A 22,683-nucleotide genomic window follows, 5' to 3' on the forward strand; every position below is an offset into this window, starting at 1 on the left:
CACGCGACACACATCCTCGCTCATGGGCGGGGGCGGGACCACGGCAGGGAATGCCCGTCAGACGCTTTGTGGCCGGCAAATCGACCGACGCCCGCAGAAGATAGGAACAGCCCCGGACGCACAATCGGGAATGCGGTAACCAATCCGCGCATCAGAGCTTGATCACCGACGTCCTTCAGTTCCGCCTCCACCCATGCGCGATCATCAGAATGAACAGCCGACCTCTCGATCGGCCGGGTCCTCACGTTCCAAACCTTGACAGCGGCGGCACCTTTCGCGCGTGGATGTAAGGGACGATGTTCGAGGCCTTTGAGTTGGGTGAGGCAGCGATATCGGAATCCATGTTCGTGCCGGCGGTGGTGACGGCAGCGCCTCCGAAGCCTGCGGCGAAGCATCGGCCACATGGCTGGCGACACGCTGGTGATCGTGGAAGATCTCGACCACTCGATGCGTGAGCCGCACCTCGACGGTGCGCCCGATCAGCCGGTGCGGCACCGATTAGAAGGTCTTGTCGACCTCGACGTGGTAGTCAGGATGGACCTTCGCCGACTTCCACTCGGCGTATTCGAACGGTGCCGCCGGCAGCGGCTTCAAGGCAGCCCGCTCGATCTCCTCGAACAGTTCGCGGCGGCTTTGGCCGACATGGCGCATCGGCCGGTTGTTCAGCTCCTCGAGCAGTTCGGCGATCGTCGCGTTGAGCTCGGCGATCGAGAAGAAGGATCGATTCCTCAGCCGCGCCATAATCCAGCGCTCGACAATCAGCACCGCGCCTTCGACCTTGGCCTTGTCGCGCGGCTTGCGGCTGCGGGTCGGCAGGATGGTGGTGTCGTAATGCTCGGCCATCGCCGCAAAGGTCGCGTTGAGCGTCGGCCCGAACCACAGCGCCTTGACGACACCGGCCTTCAGGTTGTCGCACACGATCGCTCTGGTGACGCCGCCGAAGAAGGCGAGCGCCCGCACCTGGCCCTCGATCCAGTCCGGCAGCTTCTGGCTGGAGCTGGCAAAGGCGAAGGTCAGATTGGAGGCGCCCAGCACCGCCACAAAAATCTGCGCCGGGTAAATGACGCCAGTCGCCGGATCGATCACCGGCACCGTCTGCCCGGCATAGTCCGTCTGCATCACCGCGCCCGCCGCATGCCGATTGCGGAATGTCGCGCTCGTCCGGCGTTCGAAAGCGGCGAAGTGCTCGCAGAACCAGGTGTAGCCGTAGCCGTCGGGATGGAGGCGCGATACTTCCTGCCACAACAGCGTCAGCGTCACCCCCTTGCGCTTCAGCTCCCTGGCGATCAGCGCAAAGTCCGGTTCGCTTGCGGCGGACGACCGGCACGGCCAAACAGCAGCCGCTCAAGCATCGCGTCGTCGTGGCCCGGCGGCAGTGGCCAGCATGACAGCCCGGCCTCCAGCCCGTAGCAAATAGGTCGATACTGTCGTCTTGCTGATCTTGAGCCGTTCCGACACCTCACGCACCGAAAGACCCTGCTCATGGGTCAGGCGCAAGATCGCTTGGATATCCCTCACCTCGTTCGTCTCGCTTGCTTCCATCTCGGCATGGCCCCTCTCAACATCATCGTCAGAGGCCAAACTGCCAGAACGGCGCAGCCAAGAACCGACCACTAAATCCGCTCCCGAAACTGTCCGGGATTTAGCGGAATCGCTGCCGCGAATTACCGAAATCACTGTCCGGGATTTAGCGAAAAGGGTGTCCGGGAATTACCGAAACACGCACCATCCGTCCCATTGCGAAGACTGATTCATTATGCACCCCCTTTTTAAATGGCGGGAAACAGCGATTTCTGATTATCGTCGTTGATGATACGCGGAGATTTGCGCGCCAAATCGGCCTTGATCCGTTCATCTTCAAGGTCGCTGGCGCGGATCTGGTAGGGCGCGCCGCGCATGACCTGCTCAGCTGGCAATATGCCGTCCCTGACGAACCGGCGGATTTGACGTGCGACACGCCAAGCTTCGCGGCCGCGTCCGACATGGTGAGCCACTCGCCGTTCTTGTCGGAAGAGCGATAGCCGCTGATCTTGTGCACCGTGCGCAGCGATTGGACGCGTCGCGCCGTTCAGGTCTTTCCCTGACCCGTCTTCATGCCCATGCGGTTGAGCGTGGCGGCGATTTCGGCATCCGACCACCGGGTTGCCATGGATCGCATGACCGCCAGAGCCTCCTCAGGCGTACTCTGGCCACTCTCCGGATTTGGGCTTGCGAACCCTTACCTGGGAATGCTGGCCCCCATGCCAATGGATGGTCAGGATCACATCGCGCGCGTCGTCATCGACGTCCGCCACAATGTCCTTGATGAGCGCGCGCAGCAGTTGCTGACGGCAGCGCATATCGACACCCGGCGCATTCCAGGCGGCTTCGAGATCTGGGCGAGGCCGGTGAAGTCAGGGTTCGCGTCGACAGGCTCCATACGCTGGACTTCGCTCAGCCGGGCCTCACAGGTCTCCACGCGCCTGAGCGTAGCTTCCCAGTTCCTCTCGAGCTGGGCCGCTATAAGCCGGTTCTCCGGGTCGCAGGCGGCATAGCGGCGCTCGGCGAGCGATGCCTCATAGCGTGCCTGCTGCAGGTCCATCTCGATCATCTGCCGCCGCCTGGCTTCGCTCTCCAGCTGCATCTGTGTCAGCCTCCAACGCCCCCTCGATCGCCATCGGCGCAACCGCCTCCAAGGCTTCGCGGGCCACCACCGCGTCGGTGCGAAAGCCGTTGAACGACATGCGCCGCGCCTGCGCCATCATGGTGTTGCCCCGCTCGCAACGATAGACCGGGTAGCCTTGGCCACGTCCGGCATACGTGACAACCAGTCTTCGTCCGCATCGACCACAGGAGAGAAGACCCGGGAGCAACGCGCGACCACCGCGGCCCGACTTGACGCCGCCGGCTTTGCCATAGGCGTTGGCGGCGAGAAGTTCCTGGTTCCGTTCGTACTCGCTCCATCCAATATAGCCTTCGTGATGCTCCTTGAGCACCACCGCCCAATCGCTGGCCGGCTTGTAATGACCATAACTCTTGCGGACGCGGCCATCTACGATCTCGGTGCGCTTCTCGCTCTTACCATAGACATAAGCGCCGGCGTAGAACGGGTTCTCCAGGACGGAGATCACGTTGCGGTAGCGGATCGGAACCCAGGCGAAAGACACCATCTTCTTGCCGTCGGAGGGTCTCGGGAAATGCACGCCATCGTCAATCATCGAGGTCAGGACCTGGCGCGCACTGCCGAGTTCGCGGAAACGCGCGAATATCAGGCGACTGGTCTCCTGCAGGCGTATATCGGGATCGAACCCTAGACCGTAATCCCGGTGCTAGACGTAGCCGAAGGGCACAGATATGCGCAGTTCGCCGCGCTGTGCCTTGGCGCGGGCAGCTTCGTATATGCGAGCACGCAGCACCCCGAGTTCGAACTCGCTTATGCTCCCCTTCATGCCGAGCAGCAGGCGATCGTTCGGCAGCCCCGGATCGTAGACTCCGTCCAGATCGATCACCTTGCATCGACTTCGCCGCACAACTCGAGCAGCCGATGCCAGTCCGGTCCGTTGCGAGACAGGCGGGACGCTTCCAGGCAAAGCACGGCGCCCACATGACCGGTGCACAGATCGTCGACCAGGCGTTCGAAACCGGGACGTTCCACAGCTCCACTGGCGGTGCGTCCCAAGTCCTCGTCGATCACCTCAACCTTGCGGAATCCCCAGCGCCGCGCGACGTCGACCAGCTCATATTGCCGACGCTGGCTCTCAAGATTGGGCTGCACTTGCGCCTGAGTGGACTGACCTACATAGACGACGGCCTTGCGCTTGAGGATGGTGGCCGGAATCAGATTACTGCTCGTCACCGCGGCTCTCCTCCGTCACGATGCCGGCGGCGGCCATCAGCAGATTGGCGAGCCGGGCGATCACGATCGTTCGTTGCGCTGCGCTCAGCCCGACCAGCTTGTGCGAGTCGAGCGGCATGCTGAGCTGACGAACGATCACGAGTGTCGGTGGCGGCAAGGTTCTCATTTTGCGTCTCCCCGATGATGAAACCATCCGGAGAGCCTCGCCGGAAACGGCGCAGGATCGAGAGCTTTGTTCAGTTCAAGCAATGCAAGCGACGCGCGCGGGGATCCCAGATGCATTGCTGCGCACGCCACGGGATCTATCATCCAGGCCGGAGCGGTAATGACATGCCCAGGCACGATGACGAGATGAATGATCCGACCGTTGGCGCGTTCTTCGCTGTTCTCGCAGCGAAGCCGGCGTCCGAAATACGGATGCCAGCGATAATGGACTTCGACCTCCTGCCCAATATGGGCAGAATGAACCCGAGATTGCGCTGAACCGCAAGAATGCGCTCTTCGCCGGCTCCGACGGCGGCGCCGAGCATTGGGCAACGATCGCTTCGCTGATCGAGACATGCAAGCTCAACGGCGTCGAGCCTCACACCTACCTCGCTGACGTGATCGCCCGGATCGTCGCCGGCCATCCACGAAGCCAGATCGACGATCTGCTGCCTTGGGCCTACAGACCTATGCCGCTCAAGGCCGTGGCCTGAGAACAGCGGTTACACATGATCCGCCTCCCCGGCAACATCGGTCGTCTGGCGCGGCATGACCCGCTTGCACGACATCGCCTTCGGCATCTCCATTGGATATGGGGAGTATTGCTCCGGCACTGACACTCACACGAAAGAAGATGGACCGGACAATCGAGAATGTTACCTAAGTTGGCCTCCCCAGAGCCCATGTGCTATTTTCGAATGACGGATGATAAAGCAAACGCTGTAAGGGTATCTCGTACTCCTGGCAATTCGGAGATCTGCTGCCAGATTTGCCGAATACGGTCAGCCTCAACAGACTCGACCCGCACCAAAAGATCGAAGTCCCCGGTCATCACGTCACACGAAACAACCTCCGGAATACGCCGCAATGCGTGTATGACATCGCCACCCCTCATCCGATCATGTCTGTAAACAAACATCATTGCAGTCGTGAGAGCCTCACTGCTCAAACCTTTACCGGACACGATCGTGTAGCCCTTGATGAAGCCCTCCCGTTCAAGCCGTTCGATGCGGACACGAACGGCGTTTCGCGACAAGTTGACTTTGCTGGACAATTCAGCATGCGATATGCGTGCGTTGTTCTTCAATTCGTTCAGGATTTGTTCGTCCGTTCGGTCAAGCAGGTATTTCATGGGGGGCCGAGCCAACCAGTTCTGATTGCGTTATCCTGATAGCCGATCGATATGCGTTTACGGCAATATCGGGGAGATGCACGTTATCTCCTTTTCTCCCATAGCGCCTAGCCGTCGCCGCCATGACAAAGGCAGGTAGCGCATCTCGCTCAGCGCTCGACAAACTTCTAACACTCTGGTATCCGCCCAGGAGTGCTTGAGCCCTGCCGTTGTCCAGGTCTCCATTCGACATAATTGTCCAGTCGACAAGCACATCTGCAACTTCCGAAATGAGCGCATCATCATGGCGAAGTCGAAAAATTGATGATACCGCTGACCTTGTCGTCGAGAAAGAAAACGTTCGGATGAACCAGGGCTCCGTGAACCGGTCCTGTCGGCAGCTCAAAGGGCGATTTATTCGGTTTCGGCTGCAAGATGGAGTGAATCCTTGCCATGGTCCTCCCTAGGCTATGACACTTACGTATCCCGGGATCGGACGTCGACGACCCAGGCACGAAGCTTACGAGCGCCACGAGTTTGCCAGCTGCTCGAGAAGTGGCGTTTCCTTGCAGGCTTCGAATTGGCTTCGGGCACGGGACTCCGTTTTTGTGGAGCCTCTCCATGGTTTCAAATGCTCGCTCCAAATCAGACGGTTCAGCGCCGTTTTCGAACAAAGTGACAATAAGCTCATCGTCTTTTGATCTGAAAAGATACGTTGTCTCTCTGTCTCCATCAGCGATGCCGATGCCAGATAACAGCGATGCGATTCCGTAAGCCGACGTAATAGCGTCACGGTCCTCGTCGGCGAGCTCGGTGAATACAGCCATTCCTGTTGCCGGCCGATCCTAAGACTTAATCGGTGATTAGGAAAGGCTATCAGCGCTTCCAAATATCTGATCGATCTGGATGTTAGATAAAATACCCTCGTCTTCAACAACCTGTCGTCGTCGCTTCTTCTCCATCAGAGCTCCTTCGTTATCGACGACGCTGCGATCTGGTACATTGTAAGCAATTATTGGAACTTTACTGACAGCGTCAATCGCTTGAAATGCTGGTAGATCCCCTCTTGCGTGTGCTTGTTGTAATAGGGAGAGACAATGAGCAGTCCGTCGGCGCCGGCGTCTTGAGCATGACGCACAGAGTCAAGAGCTTCTTCTGTGCTATTGAAGTCGGCCCCTGCCATGATCGGTACACGACCGGCGGCCGTGTCTATGGTGATTTCCACCACCCTCTTGTGTTCGGCATGGGTAAGTGTTGGACTTTCTCCGGTCGTGCCACATGGTACCAGACCGGATGACCCTTCAGCGATTTGCCACTCAATGAAGTCGCCCAATGCGACCTCATCGACGTGGCCGTCGTTGAACGATGTAACAAGTGCCGTGATAGAACCTTTGACCATCTACACCTTCTCTCGGTCAACAATTGCAATCGGGTGTTAGCTGCAAGACACCAGCTATCGTTTCAACCTGTTTATGCAAACGACCTTGGGCTGGGTCATTTCCTCATAGGCGAACCGAACGCCTTCTCGTCCCATGCTGCCATATTTGAAGCCGCCGAAGGGCATCGCGTCGAAACGATAGTCCGAGGAGTCGTTGATCATCACGCCAGCTGCATCAATTCCGCTGGCTGCATCGAGGGCGTGTGCCAGATCGTTCGTAAATATCCCTGCATGGAGACTATACTCGGGCTCGTTAGCCATTGCGATGGCATCCGTCAGCTCACCAAAAGGTTGCAGGATGACAATCGGTGCAAACACTTCTTCAGACCAGACAGCACACTGCGCGGGGACATTCTCCAGGACGGTAGGCGAGTAAAGATTCCCGTGCCGGTGATGACCACAGAGCAAAGTGGCTCCCGCCGAGATTGCTTGATCGACCGTTGCAGTAGCTCTCAAGATCGCTCTTTCCGAGATCATCGGGCCGATGTCGGTCGTTTCATTCAGGGGATTTCCGGCCTTTAATCTTGTGGTGGCGTCGACAAAGGTTGACCTAAACCGTTCGTAGATGGCGCTCTGTATGAGAATTCTCTGCGTGCCTATGCAGTTTTGGCCAGCTGCCCAATAGGCCCCGGAAACGCAAGCATCGACGGCGGCATCGAAATCACTATTTTCCATTACGATGACGGGAGCGTTGCCGCCCAGATCCATTGCAAGCTTCTTGATGCCTGCTGTCTTTGCAATAGCCTCGCCGGTGTTGAACCCGCCTGTGAAAGATACCATGCGCACGTCGCGCGCAGAAACCAGCGCCTTCCCGAGCTCGGGACCACCGATGGCAACGGTCACGATCTCCTCAGGCAAGCCGCTTGTGATCAGGGTGTCGACCAGCTCGAGTGCGGAAAGTGGCGTGAGCTCTGACGGCTTCAAGAGCACAGCATTGCCGCCGGCGATGGCCGGGCCAAGTTTGTGGGCCACGAGGTTCAGCGGATCGTTGTAGGGAGTAATCGCGGCGACAATTCCCAAAGGCTCCCGGGTATACCAGCCCTGGCGCGATTCCGACCCTAGGTAGGAATCGAACGGTATTACCTCGCCCGAATTTCGTTTTGCTTCATCTGCCGAAAGTTTGAGAGTGTTGACGCACCGAGTTGCCTCCTTGCGCGCCTGCACGATCGTTTTCCCCGCTTCGTTAACGATGAGCAGCGAGAATTCTTCCAGGTTGGCCTCGATTGCCTCAGCAGCCCTTTCCAAGATAGCAGAGCGCTTATGTCGCGGCAGGGTTCTTGCAATCTGGGCTCCCTGCTTTGCCCGTTGCAGAAGTGCGCCCACACCAGCAGCACTGGTCTCGCGCACTCTTCCGACAACGGTCCCATCGAAAGGACTTCTCACGATGATGTCTTGAGTCGAGGGCATTTCGCTCAGGGCAGCGCCGCGCATTATGCAGCCTCCTTTGCATCTTTCGACGGCTGAGCAGTGTGGATGGCAACAATATCGGACAGAACGACGTATGCAGTCTCGACCCTTCCAGCACCTGGTCCTGTTATCGTCACGGATCCAAGCAGCGCAGTGTTGAGCGAAACTGCGTTCGTTGCGCCACCAACTCCTGCAAGCGGGTGCTCCTGGGCTAGCCTCTTTGGAGCAACACTGCCAACTACAATCCCATCTTGGCCACGCGCCGCGGATCCGATGAGCTTCCACCGGCAATTCTCTTTGGCGGCCGCTTCAATGTCGTGAGGAGACAATCGCGAGATCCCTTCGCAGCTGACATCCTCGGGCTTGAGGTCTGCCCCCAGCAACTCATTTGCAAGGATCACGACTTTGAGTCGAACGTCATGGCCCTCAACATCCGCTGTCGGATCGGCTTCGGCATATCCAAGGGCCTGGGCTTCCTTGACGGCAGAGGAGAAGTCCAGCCCCTCCTCCATGCGTCCCAACACGAAATTCGAGGTGCCGTTGAGAATGCCCTCAAAGCCCTTTAGTTCGGCCCCGACAAGTGTTTTGGCGGCCAGTCGTATTACCGGAGTTCCGCTCATGACCGCGCCCTCAAACTCGAAGCGCACTCCGCGAGATTTGGCCAATGTCTTGAGCTCCTGGGCGGCAAGAGCTACCGGACCCTTGTTGGTGGTGACGACATGTTTCCCCGCTTGAAGCGCCCAACGGCAATGGCTGACAGCCGGCTCCCCGTCATTCGGGTTGGTGAACGTCGCTTCGACCACAATGTCTGCTGGCGCCAGCTTGATGACAGTTTCATTGTCAGCCTCAGAATTGCCGCCGGAAAGCTGCCCAAATCCACCTTTGGTGAAATTGGCCTCATTGAGCATCCGCGGATCAAGCCCGTTGGGTGATATCACCGAGCCCAGGTAGAGATCACTGACAGCGACGATATTTAAACGGAAGCCAAGCTGGCGATCCCACTGCGGATTTTTTGTCGCGATAAGCCCTGCCAAGGCCCGGTTCACGCCGCCAAAGCCAATAAGAGCAATTTTGTAAACCGTCATGACGATCCTACAAGCAATTTGGGTGTTGCTATGATGGAGTGACGAACAGAGGACGTGAACGTAGCAGACAGATCAAACCGCTAGGCACTTTGCCCATTCTGATGCCATTTTGTCGGTCGCCGAAAAACGACAAGTAGCCGTTCGATGCCATCGTGCGAGCCGCTTGCGCACTACGCCGTCCTGTTCTTGACAGGTGTAGTTCGTGGTCGCTCAGCCGCGGCGAAGCGGGCGTCCTGCCTTTGTCGCTCGTATGCTGAGTGAACTCGGAAATCGGGCAGGGTAGGTCGGATCGCTAGTCTCGGTGAAAAGGAAGCCCTCGATCGAGCCACCGCATGTTGATTTGACTTTGTTTCCCTGGGCAAGGGCTTCAGCGGCTTCTTTGAGGCGATAGCTGCGTCCATCGAACTCAAGCAGATGGCAATGATGCATCAGCTGATCGAGTATCGTCGTGCTCATGGTGTTGCCTCGCAGATAAGTCCCCAGTCCTGCACGACCCGATTGGAAGTGACGATAACGCCGCGTCGCAGTTTGTTGCGCCATAGTTTGTAGCGCTGATGGATCAGGGTTTGCAGCCATGCGCCGGCGTCTTCGGAGATGGCGCGTGCGAGGAACAGATCGCCCAGCACGAGGAGATCGCAGTCGATGATTGTTCGCATTCGGGCCTCGCTTTGCGCGGGGGCGTTCAGAGCGTGGCGGTGGAAGACGTCATCGGTCTCGAGATACTGGACCTGTGGCTGTGCAGGATCGCCTGATAGGCAATCGCCTTGGCGATGTGGGATTTCCCGGTCTCGAGGAAGAGTTGGTTTGCGCCCTGCGCCTGCAGCACGCGCGTCTGCAGCGTGTCGCGGACGCCCGACAGGCGCAGCTGTCGCAGGCAGCGTTCAGTTTCGGGTGTGGTCATCATGGGGTTGGGTCTCCAGTTTGAGGTGAGAAGGCGCAGCGGGAGCGCTAGTGGCGCCGAAGCTGATCGCGGCGCGCAGCCCCACTTGAGCCAGTAGGCGCCGGCATGCAGGAACAGCCGGAACTGGTTGGCCTTCGCTCTTGTGCAGGAGGTCCGGTCGGCGGCGAGATGCGTCTTCCAAGACTTGATGAGGTTCTGGGCAGCGCCGCGCCGGCAGTAAACATCCTCGTAGAGCGCCTTGGCCTTGCCACTTGCAAGGTTGGTTACGATGAAGCGGGTATCGGCACTTTGGGCGGCGGCCTCGACCCGCGCTATGATGCGCTCGACGCGGCTCCAACTGGCGGCGCCGTCGACGAACTCCTTGAACCTGCGGACCTTGCCCGTCTTCGCCGACGCTTCAAAGCGCGCCGCCATGCTGGTCTCCTACGGACCACTTCTCGGTGGATGGCACACTGATCGAGGCGTGGGCATTGATGAAGAGCGTCAAACCGAAGGACGGCTCGGGCGAGCCGCCGGCAGAAGGGACGGGCGAAACGCGGAAGCGGACTTCCATGGCCACAGGCGCTCGAACGACACACATGCCTCAACCACCGATCCAGATGCCCGGCTCTATCGCATGGGCAAAGGTAAGGAGGCCAAGCTGTGCTTTATGGGACATGGCTTGATGGAGAACCGCCACGGCCTGCTGGTCGACGCCTGCCTGACACTGGCCGACGGACATGCTGAGCGGATGGCCGCACTGCACATGATCGAACCTCGATCGGAGCGGCCACAGGCGATCACGATCGGCGCCGACAAGGCCTACGACGCGGAACGCGTCTGACAGGTCTGGCGGATGGCGAGATCCCTTCGCGCCCTCAAGGGCTTCCTCGATGTCCGATATGGCCCGCGATGGCTCAGCCTGCGCGGAATTCTAGTGGGAGGGACATGATGAGAACGACCCAGCCTGTGGCCGCGGCTGGGTTGTCTTTGGCCCTGCAGGCCGCCTCGTCGGCCACTTCTACATCCACAATGCCGACGATTCAGACTTCGTTTGCGAAAGAGCCTGACTTCTTTAGTCCCATAGGTCGAGGTCGCGCGAGACGAACTCGGTGTCCTTCTCGTGTCTCAGAATCGGGGTGCACTACAACTCTAGCCCTTTGCGAGGAGAGCAAAGGTGCCTTGGCAGAGTGCAACCGTATGGACGAGCGTCTCAAATTCGTTGCTAGGCTCGTCTTCGGATAACCGGCCTGCGGACAGACCTGCTGCAGGGCTCGGACCACGTCCTCGGCTCGGTAACTGAACCGAGGATCGAGCACGGCCACGTGGCGTGAGAACGTGTCCACGACCGTCAGCACGGGGATCTTCTTACCTGTCGCGTGCTGATCGTGGACGAAGTCCATCGCCCAAACGTCGTTCGGGCCGACGGCTTCCTGGCGGTCGTCCCGGAGCTTCGCTTTCACACGTCGCTTCGGCGTCTTGTTCCTGAGTTGCAGGCGTAGGTCCCTGCAAATGCGATAGGTTCGCTTCATGTTGATGTCCCACCCCTCGCGCGGTGAGCATCACGTGCACGCGTCGGTATCCATAGCGCACCCGCGTCTGGCAGATGTCCTTGATCCGAGCCTCGATGCCGGCCTGATCGCGGCGGCGGGACTTGTAGTGGTAGCTCGACCTGTCGAACTCGAGAACGCGGCGTGCCCGCCGGATCGACACGCCCCACTCACCACGCGTTTGCGCCACCAGCTCGCGTTGCGACCAGGCCTCACAGTTTTAGGCGGATCACGTCATGCAGCACCTCCTTGTCCAAGGAGAGATCGGCCACCAGCTTCCTGAGCTTGCCGTTCTCGTCCTCAAGCTGCTTCAGCCGCTTCATCTCCGTCGGCAACAGTCCGTCGTATTTCTTTTTCCAGTTGAGGTAGGTCGCCTGGCTGATCCCCGCCCGACGACTGATCTCCGCGACCGGAATCCCGTCCGCGCCCTGCTTCAGATGACCTGCCACGGGTAATTTCCTCCATCTGAGATTAGAGTCCGGCCTCGATTGAAGGAGGGGCTGATGAAGAGAAGGCGGTTTACGGAAGAGATGGGGTATTCGGTTCAGCTCGCTGAACGCCTGGCCCCTTTTCGGATCATGACGTTTGTCTGATGCTCAGAGCCGACCTGGCAAGAGGAGATCGGCATGAGCGTTTATGCAGGACTGGATACTTCACTCGACGCTGTAGCTATTTGCGTTATCGCCGAGACCGGCGAGATGCTGTGCCGGCTGCACTTCAGCGATGGCGGGACGATCTAGTTCGCGTTGGCTTGGAAGCCGGTGCGACATCGGAGTGGATCGGCGGACACTTGGTCGACGAGGGCTTCCCTGTCGTGTGTCTCGAGAGTCGACATGTCAAAGCGGCTCTGGGCGCGATGACGGTGAAGACGGACCGGAATGACGCGCAGGGGATTGCACAGATTGTTCGCACAGGTTGGTTCAAGGCAGTTAATTTGAAGTCCGCTGCCGGCCAGAGGCTGCGCACGCTCACCGCCGCGCGCAAGGCTGCCGTCAGGGCGGTCACTGCCAACGAGCAGGTCATCCGAGGCTTGTTGCGTCCCCTGGGGCTAAAGATTGGCGCCGTCACGCGCGTTCGTTTCGAGGCAAGGGTTCGACAGCCGGTCGGAGCGGATCGGCTGTTGCTGGGTATCTTTGAACCGCTCTTGCGGATGCACAGGTGTCTGCGCGAGAACCTGGCGGATCTGCACCGGCTCGTCCTGAGAGCGGTTCGAGTGGATCCCATCTGCCGTCGCCTCATGACCATGCCTGGCATAGGACCCGTCACCGCGCTCACCTACAGGGCAACGATCGATGATCCCAAGCGCTTCCGCCGATCCAGGTCGGTCGGTGCGTATCTCGGCCTCACACCGCGAAGATACCAGTCTGGAGAAGTCGACAGGGTCGGTCGCATCACCAAAGTGGGTGACAGTGAGACGCGAACGGCCTTTTTCGAGGCGGCCAACGTCATCCTGCGCCCGACGACCCGATGGTCGAGCATGAAGGCTTGGGCAATGAAGATTGCCAATCGACAGGGTGCCCGACGCGCGAAGGTCGCCCTGGCTGACGAATGGCAGTCACCCTTCACCGCATGTGGGTTGACGAACAGGATTTCCGTTGGTCAGCAGCTTAGGCTGAGCTGTCCACGGAATAGCGAGCGCTCGATGCAGGGCGCGGTCCGGACGAGTTCGCATGATCTGTCGTTGCCGCTTCCCGAGCACGCCGAAGAGCTTTGAACCGATCGGACCCACGGACCATAATGCCGGCGGCTGCGTGCCGACCGCGAACAGAAGCAAAGAACCTGCATCGAACGTCACGCCTTGACTGGAGGACACCGAATACAGACGCAGATCATCGCGGTTCTGCGTGAGCATGAGGCGGGAGCAAAGGCGGGCGACCTGGCGCGCAAGCATGGGATCTCCGAGGCGACGCTGTATAACTGAAGTATGGCGGGATGGACGTCTGCGATGCCAAACGGCTGAAAGCCTTGGAAGACGAGACGCGAAGCTGAAGAAGCTGCTCGCCGGCCAGATGCTCGAAGCGTCGGCACTGCGCGAGCTTCTTTCAAAAAATGGTAGGGCCCGCCGCCAAGCGCGAAGCCGTCGCGCATCTGCAGGCGTCATGGGCGTGTCGGAGCGTCGGCCTGTTCCTTCGTCGGTGCCGATCGCAAGATGGTCCGCTATCGGTCCCCGCGTCCGCCGGAGACGGAGCTGCGCACAACGTTACGCGACCTCGCCAACGAGCGCCGCCGCTTCGGCTATCGACGCCTGTTCATTCTGCTCCAGCGAGAGGGCGAGCATCAGGGGTCAATCGCATCTACCGGCTCTACCGCGAGGAGGGACTGACGGTGCGCAAGCGCCGGGCACGGTGACGAGCGGTCGGCACGCGGGCGCCGATCCTGGTTGAGGAAGCCGAACGCGCGCTGGTCGCTGGACTTCGTCCATGACCAGTTCGCCTGTGGGCGGCGGTTCCGGGTCTGCGACTACGTCACTACGCCGGTGAATCCGCGAAGCGCTTGCCCGTAGTCATCAGCGCCCAGACGATCCGGGCCATCTTGTTTGCCAAGGCCACCGCAACGACGTTGTACGGCTTTTTCGCCAGAAGCTCGGCAGCCCAGCGAGTGGGTGCCGCTTTGGCCTTACGACAGAAGCGAAGCACGGCATGGGCTCCCACAACAAGAAGGCGACGGATGTAGGGATCGCCTTGCTTGCTGATCAGCCCGAGCCGATCCTTCCCTCCGGATGAGTTCTGTCGCGGCACCAGGCCAAGCCAAGCCGCGAGTTGCCGGCCGGATTTGAACAGGGAAGCATCTGTCACGGTCGCAACGATTGCGCTGGCGGTGATCGGACCGATGCCGGGGATCGTTTCGAGGCGACGGCTCAACTCGTGCGAACGATGCCAGATGTGAATCTGTCGGTCCAGCTCACCGACCTTCTCGTGCACCTCACGCAATTGCTGTACCAAAAAAAGGAGGGCCGATCGGGCAAGCGGGGGAATGAGGTCGTGCCCCTCGTCCTCAACCAACGCAACGAGCATGCTCAGCCCTGTAGCACCCTGACGAGTGATGATGCCCAACTCCGCCAAGTGGCCGCGCAAGGCGTTCACCAGCATTGTCCGCTGCCGGATCAAAAGCTCGCGGACGCGATGCAGCATCAACACGCTCTGCTGCTCCTCGCTCTTTGTCGGAACAAAGCGCATCGTCGGTCGCGTGACCGCCTCGCAGATTGCCTCGGCATCCGAAGCATCATTCTTGTGCCGCTTCACGTATGGCTTGACGTATGACGCAGGCATCAGGCGAACCTCATGCCCCAGAGCCGTGAGGACACGAGCCCAGTGATGGCTCGTTGCGCAGGCTTCGATGCCGATCAAGCACGCCGGCAAGGACGTAAAGAATGCGACTACATCGTCGCGACGCAACTTCCGGCGGACAACCACTGCGCCCTGCGCGTCAACGCCGTGCACCTGAAACACGTGCTTGGCGACATCCAGACCGATTGTGCTAACCTTCTCCATGGACGGCTCTCCCTCATGTGACTTTCGACAGCCACACTTTGGCACATTGCGATGCCGGGAGCGGAGGCCGTCCACCTCATCAGGTCACAGAATGAACGCCTTCTGCGCGTCCGAAAATTTCGATGTCTTCATCGTATTCCGCTCCTCCCAACCAGGGGATGTTGCCGCGGAGAATTCCACTTTCGAACCATTCTGTTTTCAGGGACCAGAGCAGCAGGTCATTCAGAATCAACCACAGCTGCTACAGTTTCTAAAATGCGCCATTTTCATCTTTCCATCCATCTAACCGCAAAAGTTTATGTTAATTGCCTATTTGCTGCAAAGGCGGGGTAAAAAATGCGGCAAGGGCGCACAATGCGGAATTAAGATGAGTGACTAGACACGACGCAAAGGAGGCGCAATATGACCATCGGTGGAAGTTCCCCGTCTGAGCGAAACAGAGGTCACAATGCAAAATTCGGTCTGGAGACCCTAGCGCTCCACGCGGGCTTGAACACTGACCCAGATACGAGGGCCATTGGGCCCAACATTTCGATGTCGGTAAACCATTTAGTGGTTCCTGGGGAAGGGAACTTTTCGGCTAGCGCAAATAACGATTTAACGGCGCTACCTTACTTGTATTCTCGGTGGACGAACCCTACGGTAAGGCAGCTTGAGAAACGGGTCGCAGCGCTCGAAGGAACCGATGATTCTGTCGCCACTGCAACTGGGATCGCAGCGATTGCAGCAACCTACTTCGCGTTGCTGAGCAGCGGTGATCATATTATCATCAGCGATGTCTCCTATCCGGGAGCTAACGAACTGGCGCAACGTCAACTGCCCAGGTTCGGAGTAGAAACTACACCTGTCAATCTTTCAAGGATTGAAGACCTTAAGGCTGCCATACGCCCAAATACAAAGATAATTTTGGCTGAAGTTCCCTGTAATCCTATACTACGCCTAACCGACCTTGCGGCGGTCTCAGAGGTAGCACGGAACCACGGTATCATGTTAGTGGTAGATTCTACTATAGCCACACCTGTCGCAACACGACCTATTTCGTTTGGCGCCGATCTGGTTATCCACTCACTCACCAAGTATATGAATGGCCACGGCGATGCACTCGGAGGTATAGTATCTGGGCGTAAGGATTTGGTCGAAAAGATCCGCAAAAGCGGCGGCGTCTATTTGGGAGCTACACTTTCCGCGCAAAATGCTTGGCTTATATTGCGCGGTATTGATACTCTTTTTCCGCGTGTAACTATGATGTCTAACACGGCGCTCCGAGTCGCGGAGTTTCTGTCAGAGCATCAAAAGGTTATTGCCGTCACCTACCCGGGACTGGAGTCTCATCCGCAGCACGAGCTCGCAAAGCGGCAAATGGACGTGTTTGGCGGAATGATCTCCTTTCAGACAGCGGATCTCACAAATACGTGCATCCAGCTGTCGAAGCGACTACAGGTGATACACTACTCTGTTTCCCTCGGACATCAGCGCAGCATTATTTGCTCGTTGGCCACAGATGAGCTCAATGAAACGACTTGGCAAATGCACGGTGCGGAATTGGAAGAATACAGGAAGTGGGCGGGGGACGGAGTGTTTAGACTTTCTATTGGTCTGGAAACGCCAGAGGATATTATAGCTGATCTCGATCAAGCTCTGTCCCCATAAGAAGATTTGATGCCCGGTGCCACTTCAGATTGAAGCTTTAAGGCCGTAGAATACTCTGGAGCCTACAAATGACTTGCAGCAGCTCCGATTGTTACGGAAGGCCAACACATGTAAGCTGTTGACGTGGGAGACTACACTTTAACGCTAGCAGGCTGAAGGCACTCGCCAGCGGACCGCAGCGGTGATTCATGTGTGGATGCCCCCGGTTTTGCAAGTTGGTTTCGAAGCGCAGAGCATGCGATCGAGTGCGGTCATGTGTCAGGCCTCACAACTGCGGCTCGTTGACATGGCCGCGGGCAGGTATGGAGATGCGCGGATCAGGTTTCAAATCACTGTGGGCGAGCTCATGGCTCCGTGAATCACACTGGCTTTCCTGATCCCGATCTGATCGATCATTTGCCCTTACCGTTCGCGACCTCCTCGCAACACCGATGGACGATTGGCCCGATCAGGCTGCCACCACCGGATTCCAATAATTCTCCTTCTTCGTGAGCATGGCCCATACAGCTCGTGCCATCTTGTTAGCCAGCGCGATGGCGACCACCAGGCGAGGCTTGCGACCGATCATGCCGGCCAGCCACGATCCCTTCGGCGCGCCGCGGCGGGCGGTCCATCGCACCACGGCCCTGGCGCCGACGATCAGCAGTCTGCGGATGTCGCGCTGACCCATTTCGAGGTCTTGCCAAGGATCTGCTTGCCGCCGGTTGACTTCTGCAGAGGCACAAGCCCGAGCCAGGCGGAGAAGTCGCGACTGCGTCGAAAGCTTTCCATCGGCGGGCAAACGCTTCGACGGCCAAGGCCGTGACCGGCCCGATCCCCGGCATAGTCTGCAGCCGCTTCGTCACCTCACCCCCTGCCGCTTCCGCACGGAGTTTCTTCTCAAGATCGGCGATCTCTTCAGTGTAGACGGCAATTTGATCGAGATAGGTCCGCCCGATCCGCGGACCATCGGCGGCAGTCCCGTCTCCAACTCATCGATCGCATCATTCAACTTCTCGAGATGGACGGGACCCTTCGCCACCACGATGCCGAATTCGGCCAGATGACGCGTAGCGCATTGATCAACTGCGTGCGTTGGCGCACCAGCAGGTCGCGTGCGCGGAAGATCATCGCCCGGGCCTGCTGCTCCTCGCTCTTCACGGCAACAAAGCGCATGGTCGGGCGCGATGCAGCTTCCGCAATGGCTTCGGCATCCGCCGCGTCATTCTTGTGTCGCTTCACGAAGGCTTCACGTAAATTGGCGGGATCAGCCGGACGGTGTGCCCCAGCTTCATGGTCTCGCGTCCCCAGTAATGCGACGTCACGCAAGCTTCCATAGCCACGAGGCAGGCCGGCTGCCGGCTCAGGAACGCCAGAGACTGCGACCGCGACTGCTTCTTGCGAAAGACAACCGACCCCTCAGCCGCGGCGCCATGAATCTGAAAAGCCTGCTTTTCCAGGTCAACGGCGATAATGCTAACTTCCTTCATGGATGCCCTCTCCTTGTTGGATGATTCCGACATCACCAATTTGGCACATTGCGATGCCGTCGGGTGGGGGCATCCACTCCATCACTGGTACCGAAGGGGTCGGAGGTGACGAGTGCGCGGCGGCGACGATCGCACTGGCGAACTGTTCAGCTATGTCGACCTTGAGGCGCGGCTGCGGCGCAATCATCCGTTGCGGGCGATCCGGTTAATCGTGAGCGAAGCGCTTCGGCACTAGAGCGGGATTCGCGGTGCTGTATTCGCCGATCGGACGGCCATCGCGATCCCGCCGGAGAAGCTGCTGCGGGCGATGCCATTACAGGCGTTCTATTCGATCCGCTCGGAGCGGCTGTTGATGGAGCTGCTGGAATACGACCTTCTGTTCCGCTGGTTCGTCGGGATTGGCGTTGACGATGCGGCCTGAGATCATTCTGTGTTCTCCAATAACCGCGACCGGTTGCTGGAGGGCGACATCGTCGGGCGAGCCGCCGGCTCAAGGCGGCGGGCGCAACGCCGAAGCGGATTTCCATGGCCAGAAGCGGTCGAACGGTACACATGGCTCGACCACCGATCCTGATGCCAGGCTCTTCGCAAAGGTAAAGGCAAGGAGGCCAAGCTGTGCTTCATGGGACATCTCCGTGTCGCGCGGTGGTGAATGGCGTGTACCGGGACTTCTTCTCTGAAAAGGACTGGCCATCTACGTGCGTCAGCCGGCGAACAGTTCCTTGTAGCCAGTCGTCATCATCCAGTTCGCGCGGTCTATATGGCTGCGGATAGCCTTACGGGCCCGGACCGGTTCAAGGACGGGGTCGATGCCGAGAATCAGTTCGGCCATTTCCTCTACGCTCGCATTGTCGGCGCAGGCGTCGAGGATGCGCAGGTAGATGGTGGAATGCTGCCTGTCGTAGCTCGTGATGCTGTCTGACCAAGGGACTTCGTCGAGCAGTGTTGAGCTTTGAGTCCTATCTGTTCCCGTTGTTCGATTCATGTCTGCCGCGAACCTCGCATCTTGATCGCTGGATCCAAGGCAGAATATCCCAAAATGGGATAATCCGAAACGGGGATTAGTCGCTGAGCCGGTCTCTACCTGACCGGTTCACCTAAATGCCCAAATCTCTTCGATCTCCCCGCCACCAGCGGTTTCTGGCCCAGTTGATCTCACTGCGCAAGATCAAAGGGCTGACGCAGGCGCAGGTGGCTGAGAAGCTTGGTCGTCCGCAATCCTTCGTGGCGAAATATGAGGGTGGAGAGCGGCGTCTCGATATCATTGAGTTTCTCGACGTAACTGCGGCCCTCGACGCTGATCCGTGTGAGATTCTGTTGAGCCTGCGGACGTAGTGGGCGCCCGCGCCCATCAGCGATGACACCTACCTGAGTGACGCGAGACGAGCGATTACCAAGGTTGGATCATAGCTCAAGAGTGCAGCTGGTAGGTCCCTCTGTAGCGCTCATCCGCAGGGACGATGAATGACGTTTCCGCCGATGCCGTGGCCGGCAAACCGGCTCGATTGCGGCAAGATCTAGGGCGTGTCCTCAGTTGAGGAGGAAAGTTATGGCGACGAGTTGGACGGCGGCAAGGAAATTGCGCGCGGTCTTGTCACAGCGTGTGGCGATGGCGCGGAAGTGTTTGAGTTTGTTGAACAACGGCTCGACGAGATTGCGCTCGCGGTAGAGTGCGAAATCGGTCTGGCGCGGGATGAGGCGGTTGGCCTTGGGTGGGATGACCGGGGTGATTCGGCGGTCCTTGAGGGTCTGGATGAGGGCGTCGGCGTCGTAGGCCTCGTCCGCAAGAAGGGCTTGTGGGTTGACTTGGTCGAGCAGCGGCCCAGCTTGGCCAAGATCGGAGGCTTGGCGGGGTCAAAGAGAAGCCGAGGGGGTTGCCCAAGGCGTCGACCACGGCGTGGATCTTGGTGGTCAGTCCGCCTCGGGAGCGTCCGATGGCTTGGTTTTCGCCGCTTTTTTGGGCGCCGGCGCTGTGTTGGTGCGCCCGCACGATGGTTGCGTCCAGCCACATGTACTCGTTGTCGTGATCACTGGCCAAAGTCTTGAAGATACGGTCAAAAACGCCACTCTTGGCCCACCGGTCAAAGCGTTGCCAGACAATCTTCCAGTCCCCGAAACGCGGTGGCAGGTCGCGCCTGGGAATACCCGCCCGGTAGCGGTAGAGCACCGCTTCGACAAACAGCCGGTTGTCCTGCGCCGTTCCGCCCACATGGCCCTCACGGGCGGGCAGGAAATCCTTGACCCGATCCCACTGGTCGTCACGAAGTCCGTATCGCCGCATCGGCCGGTTCCCCAAATCAAACCGACCACCTATGATTCACTCAAACACTGATTTGGGAATCCCCTAACTGAAGACACGCTCTAGCGACATTCCAGGCGGAGCGATCACTAACGGCCCGTCAGTCATCGCTCGACAGCGCGGTGGTAGTGAACCCCGCGCGTCAGCTGCAATCGCCTCTCTGAATGGTAAACTTGGGAACCTCCACTTACCGGTCACAATGCCGAAGTCGGATGGCAGATATCGCTACGTGACGACTTTTTTACCAAGTTCGAGCCAGATCTTGCTCGCCGGGCGTCAGGACAAGGTAATGCCGAGCTCCAGCAGCATCTCCTTGACAAGGCGCAGGTTGATGGGGAGCGGTAGGTGGCGCAATGCTTTCGGTCGTTGGGCAAGACCAGCCCGGGGACCCCGCGGCCGGGCTACACTCAACCAGTGTTCCGCAAGGTCTCCCTTGCTGCCGCAAGCTGCCCGTTGAGTCACGCTTCGGCATGCTGCGCATCCACAATTATGCCGACCGCCTGCGTCATCACGCTTGTCTGCTGCGAATCCACGCGCGGAGAAGGCAAGTTGAAGGCCCAGGACCACAAGGATTGCGACGGTTATGCGCAAGTTGGTCGGACGGAATGTGCAGAGGATCAGGCAAAGGAAGCGTCTGACGCAGGAGCAGCTTGCGGAGATTTCCGGGTTCGGTCAGCAGTACATCAGCGGCTTGGAGAAAGGCCGAAGAAATCCGACAATTATCACGATCTATGAACTGGCATTGGTCCCTCGGCGTCAGCCACATGGATCTGGTTCGGCCCGACAAACAGGCCTGATACACCAGCCCTCCAAGTGGCTGGCGGCCTGATGGCGCGCGCCGGGGGCTCGTGAACCCAACCCGCTTTTCTTAGGGCCCCCGGCAGCCCCTGCCATTTGGCTCGCCCTCGCGCGGGCGCACCCTATTGGACAGTCGGCCGCTGCGGTTTTTGTCAGCCTTTCCTGGGGCGTGGGGGTTGGTCGGCATCCCATTTTAGGCCCGCCGCGGCCTCCCGCAACCTTCGCTCTCGCTTCAGCTCCTTCTCTTCGTTACGGTCCTTCGGATGCGGCCCGCCGCTTTCAGCGGGGCTAATCGCATTCTGCCGCCCACCCCACGGGGACAGGCACGCGAGACTAGTATGGAGCGTTGCGGCTAGCGCACGAACAGCAAAGGAACGGAAAAACAGGCAACTGTCGCAGCATGGCTGAACCAGCCATCGTGTCGGCATCTAGGAGCCGCGTGTTCGCCTTGCGCTGACACGAAGCTCAGACATGACGTCCGGGAGACGATGCTGGCAAATAGTCTGGCTGAAGCATTCCACCCACAATACCAAAGCCCGTCCCGATCCAAAGCGCTTCTAAGCGCTCCATCTCAGGCGCAAGGCCGGTCGGCCAGTGCACCTTCTTGGTCCGCCGGAAGAGAACCCCGCCCGACATAGCTTCATGAGGTCTTGCGCTGCAGTGTCGACCGTAAAAAAGGGCGCGCGAGGCGCCCTTCATTTTAAACCGGCAGTCGGGAAGCAGACTTCACTCTGATATTCAAAAGCGGTAGGTGACACCTGCGCCTATCAGCCAGGGATCGAGCTCCGCCTTCCCCGTCAGCTTCGCGCCGGCCACCGTGACGTCGAAGTCCGGCTTCAGGAAAAGCTTCTTCACGTCGAAGTTGACGCCCCAGTGCTCGTCCACCATGTAGTCGAAACCGACCTGCAGCGCCGTGCCGAACGTATTCTTCACCTTGAGAGCGTCGGCGCTGCCGGTGTCCTGGTTATAGAAAACCGTGTAGTTCACGCCGGCGCCGACATAGGGCTTGAACGCGCCGAAATCGGTAAAATGGTACCGCAACGTGAGCGTCGGCGGCAGCAGCCAAACTTTGCCGATGCTGCCCAACCCACCGATCGTCCCTTGGCCCGCGATGTTGGCATAGGTGGTACCGAGTATGAGTTCGGCGGCGATGTTGTCGGTGAAGAAATACGAGATATCGAGTTCCGGCGTCACCGTGTTCGAATAGGAAAGACCGGAGCCGGGAAGCGTATCAACGTAGCCCAGATCTTTCGTAACGACGCCCAACCCCCGCAGGCGGACCTGCCAAGGGCTTGGCGCTTCGGTGACCGAGGCTCCCGTCTCCGCCAGGACGGTCTCTGTTTGCGCAGGCTCCGCGGCGACGGCCTGCTGTCCCACGATGATCAGGGCCACCGCCGCTGCTATTGCCCGCGCTACGCCCATTCGCGTTCTCGCCATGATATTCACTCCTTGATGTTCAGAAAGGA

The 22,683-nt window shown here is 59.1% G+C and carries 14 protein-coding genes and 14 pseudogenes; 9 read left to right on the plus strand and 19 right to left on the minus strand.

Annotated features, from left to right (window positions below):
* Window positions 1–399 precede the first annotated feature (399 nt).
* From istA to EN857_RS13900, 3 genes and pseudogenes are all read right to left on the minus strand, one after another.
* Window positions 400–1,550: pseudogene (gene istA, locus EN857_RS13890) on the minus strand (IS21 family transposase); the annotation flags it as partial.
* A gap of 219 nt (window positions 1,551–1,769) precedes the next feature.
* A pseudogene (locus EN857_RS35595) lies at window positions 1,770–3,835 on the minus strand (recombinase family protein).
* Window positions 3,822–4,001 carry a hypothetical protein gene (locus EN857_RS13900; RefSeq protein WP_128187376.1) on the minus strand — a complete coding sequence of 60 codons (180 nt, stop codon included), beginning with the start codon at window positions 3,999–4,001 and terminating at the stop codon, window positions 3,822–3,824. Before EN857_RS13900 ends, EN857_RS35595 begins: the two are co-directional and overlap by 14 nt.
* A 307-nt stretch (window positions 4,002–4,308) precedes the next feature.
* On the opposite strand from EN857_RS13900, the pseudogene EN857_RS13905 reads away from it, so the two are divergent.
* A pseudogene (locus EN857_RS13905) lies at window positions 4,309–4,533 on the plus strand (transposase domain-containing protein); the annotation flags it as partial.
* A 194-nt stretch (window positions 4,534–4,727) separates the two neighbouring features.
* Here the strand turns inward: EN857_RS13905 and EN857_RS13910 are convergent.
* The 7 genes and pseudogenes from EN857_RS13910 to EN857_RS13940 all read right to left on the minus strand — a co-directional run.
* Window positions 4,728–5,171 carry a winged helix-turn-helix transcriptional regulator gene (locus tag EN857_RS13910; protein WP_128187374.1) on the minus strand — a complete coding sequence of 148 codons (444 nt, stop codon included), beginning with the start codon at window positions 5,169–5,171 and terminating at the stop codon, window positions 4,728–4,730.
* A pseudogene (locus EN857_RS13915) lies at window positions 5,155–5,977 on the minus strand (phosphotransferase). The gene EN857_RS13910 and the pseudogene EN857_RS13915 overlap by 17 nt, the downstream one beginning before the upstream one ends.
* A 150-nt stretch (window positions 5,978–6,127) precedes the next feature.
* A pseudogene (locus tag EN857_RS13920) lies at window positions 6,128–6,549 on the minus strand (dihydrodipicolinate synthase family protein); the annotation flags it as partial.
* Window positions 6,550–6,603: 54 nt separating this feature from the next.
* Complete coding sequence (locus EN857_RS13925; RefSeq protein WP_128187372.1) at window positions 6,604–8,019, minus strand: aldehyde dehydrogenase family protein; 1,416 nt, start codon at window positions 8,017–8,019, stop codon at window positions 6,604–6,606.
* A complete protein-coding gene (locus EN857_RS13930) occupies window positions 8,019–9,080 on the minus strand; it encodes a homoserine dehydrogenase (RefSeq protein ID WP_135858772.1) in 1,062 nt (353 codons plus the stop codon). The genes EN857_RS13925 and EN857_RS13930 overlap by 1 nt, the downstream gene beginning before the upstream one ends.
* 354 nt (window positions 9,081–9,434) lie before the next feature.
* Window positions 9,435–9,984 (minus strand): annotated as a pseudogene (locus EN857_RS13935) (ATP-binding protein); the annotation flags it as partial.
* A 78-nt stretch (window positions 9,985–10,062) separates the two neighbouring features.
* Window positions 10,063–10,475: pseudogene (locus EN857_RS13940) on the minus strand (transposase); the annotation flags it as partial.
* On the opposite strand from EN857_RS13940, the pseudogene EN857_RS13945 reads away from it, so the two are divergent.
* A pseudogene (locus tag EN857_RS13945) lies at window positions 10,407–10,792 on the plus strand (IS5/IS1182 family transposase); the annotation flags it as partial. The pseudogenes EN857_RS13940 and EN857_RS13945 sit on opposite strands and share 69 nt — an antisense overlap.
* An 8-nt stretch (window positions 10,793–10,800) precedes the next feature.
* Window positions 10,801–11,030, plus strand: a pseudogene (locus EN857_RS35600) (hypothetical protein); the annotation flags it as partial.
* A gap of 11 nt (window positions 11,031–11,041) precedes the next feature.
* Here the strand turns inward: EN857_RS35600 and EN857_RS13955 are convergent.
* Window positions 11,042–11,959, minus strand: a pseudogene (locus tag EN857_RS13955) (transposase); the annotation flags it as partial.
* Between the two features lie 177 nt (window positions 11,960–12,136).
* Between EN857_RS13955 and EN857_RS13960 the strand changes: the two are divergent.
* Together EN857_RS13960 and EN857_RS13965 are read left to right on the plus strand one after the other, a co-directional pair.
* Window positions 12,137–13,121: pseudogene (locus tag EN857_RS13960) on the plus strand (IS110 family transposase).
* Between the two features lie 187 nt (window positions 13,122–13,308).
* Window positions 13,309–13,965 (plus strand): annotated as a pseudogene (locus EN857_RS13965) (transposase); the annotation flags it as partial.
* Window positions 13,966–13,978: 13 nt separating this feature from the next.
* On the opposite strand, the gene EN857_RS13970 reads toward EN857_RS13965, so the two are convergent.
* Window positions 13,979–15,001 (minus strand): IS110 family transposase, encoded by a 1,023-nt coding sequence (locus EN857_RS13970; protein ID WP_128187368.1) that lies wholly within the window; start codon window positions 14,999–15,001, stop codon window positions 13,979–13,981.
* A 402-nt stretch (window positions 15,002–15,403) separates the two neighbouring features.
* Here EN857_RS13970 and EN857_RS13975 point away from each other — a divergent pair, with 402 nt between their 5' ends.
* Window positions 15,404–16,651: an aminotransferase class I/II-fold pyridoxal phosphate-dependent enzyme gene (locus tag EN857_RS13975; RefSeq protein WP_135858776.1), complete on the plus strand. Its 1,248-nt coding sequence runs from the start codon at window positions 15,404–15,406 to the stop codon at window positions 16,649–16,651.
* A 448-nt stretch (window positions 16,652–17,099) separates the two neighbouring features.
* Here EN857_RS13975 and EN857_RS35605 read toward each other — a convergent pair whose 3' ends face one another.
* The 4 genes from EN857_RS35605 to EN857_RS35615 all read right to left on the minus strand — a co-directional run bounded on the left by EN857_RS35605 (window position 17,100) and on the right by EN857_RS35615 (window position 18,120).
* Complete coding sequence (locus EN857_RS35605) at window positions 17,100–17,321, minus strand: hypothetical protein (protein WP_245511302.1); 222 nt, start codon at window positions 17,319–17,321, stop codon at window positions 17,100–17,102.
* Window positions 17,291–17,422: a transposase gene (locus EN857_RS36315; protein WP_210235138.1), complete on the minus strand. Its 132-nt coding sequence runs from the start codon at window positions 17,420–17,422 to the stop codon at window positions 17,291–17,293. Before EN857_RS36315 ends, EN857_RS35605 begins: the two co-directional genes overlap by 31 nt.
* A gap of 216 nt (window positions 17,423–17,638) precedes the next feature.
* Entirely contained in the window at window positions 17,639–17,959 is a 321-nt protein-coding gene (locus EN857_RS35610) for a transposase (RefSeq protein ID WP_189397860.1), read from the minus strand.
* Window positions 17,869–18,120 (minus strand): hypothetical protein, encoded by a 252-nt coding sequence (locus tag EN857_RS35615; RefSeq protein WP_245511321.1) that lies wholly within the window; start codon window positions 18,118–18,120, stop codon window positions 17,869–17,871. Before EN857_RS35615 ends, EN857_RS35610 begins: the two co-directional genes overlap by 91 nt.
* A 112-nt stretch (window positions 18,121–18,232) precedes the next feature.
* Between EN857_RS35615 and EN857_RS13985 the strand changes: the two are divergent.
* Window positions 18,233–18,751: pseudogene (locus EN857_RS13985) on the plus strand (transposase); the annotation flags it as partial.
* A 72-nt stretch (window positions 18,752–18,823) separates the two neighbouring features.
* Here EN857_RS13985 and EN857_RS13990 read toward each other — a convergent pair.
* Window positions 18,824–19,105: a DUF2285 domain-containing protein gene (locus EN857_RS13990; protein ID WP_128187364.1), complete on the minus strand. Its 282-nt coding sequence runs from the start codon at window positions 19,103–19,105 to the stop codon at window positions 18,824–18,826.
* Between the two features lie 116 nt (window positions 19,106–19,221).
* Here EN857_RS13990 and EN857_RS13995 point away from each other — a divergent pair, with 116 nt between their 5' ends.
* Window positions 19,222–19,455 (plus strand): helix-turn-helix transcriptional regulator, encoded by a 234-nt coding sequence (locus EN857_RS13995; RefSeq protein ID WP_128187362.1) that lies wholly within the window; start codon window positions 19,222–19,224, stop codon window positions 19,453–19,455.
* A 195-nt stretch (window positions 19,456–19,650) separates the two neighbouring features.
* On the opposite strand, the gene EN857_RS14000 is transcribed toward EN857_RS13995, so the two are convergent.
* A protein-coding gene (locus EN857_RS14000; RefSeq protein WP_128187360.1) for an IS5 family transposase occupies window positions 19,651–20,401 on the minus strand; the annotation gives its coding sequence in 2 pieces (ribosomal slippage) (window positions 19,651–19,969 and window positions 19,968–20,401; 753 coding nt in all).
* Between the two features lie 601 nt (window positions 20,402–21,002).
* Between EN857_RS14000 and EN857_RS14005 the strand changes: the two are divergent.
* Window positions 21,003–21,216 (plus strand): annotated as a pseudogene (locus EN857_RS14005) (helix-turn-helix transcriptional regulator).
* 739 nt (window positions 21,217–21,955) lie between these two features.
* On the opposite strand, the gene EN857_RS14010 reads toward EN857_RS14005, so the two are convergent.
* Window positions 21,956–22,654 (minus strand): OmpW family protein, encoded by a 699-nt coding sequence (locus EN857_RS14010; RefSeq protein WP_135858780.1) that lies wholly within the window; start codon window positions 22,652–22,654, stop codon window positions 21,956–21,958.
* Window positions 22,655–22,683: the final 29 nt, after the last annotated feature.

Origin of the sequence: Mesorhizobium sp. M4B.F.Ca.ET.214.01.1.1 (genome assembly GCF_004791545.1) — a bacterium.
In the GTDB taxonomy this organism is placed as follows: Bacteria; Pseudomonadota; Alphaproteobacteria; order Rhizobiales; family Rhizobiaceae; genus Mesorhizobium; species Mesorhizobium abyssinicae.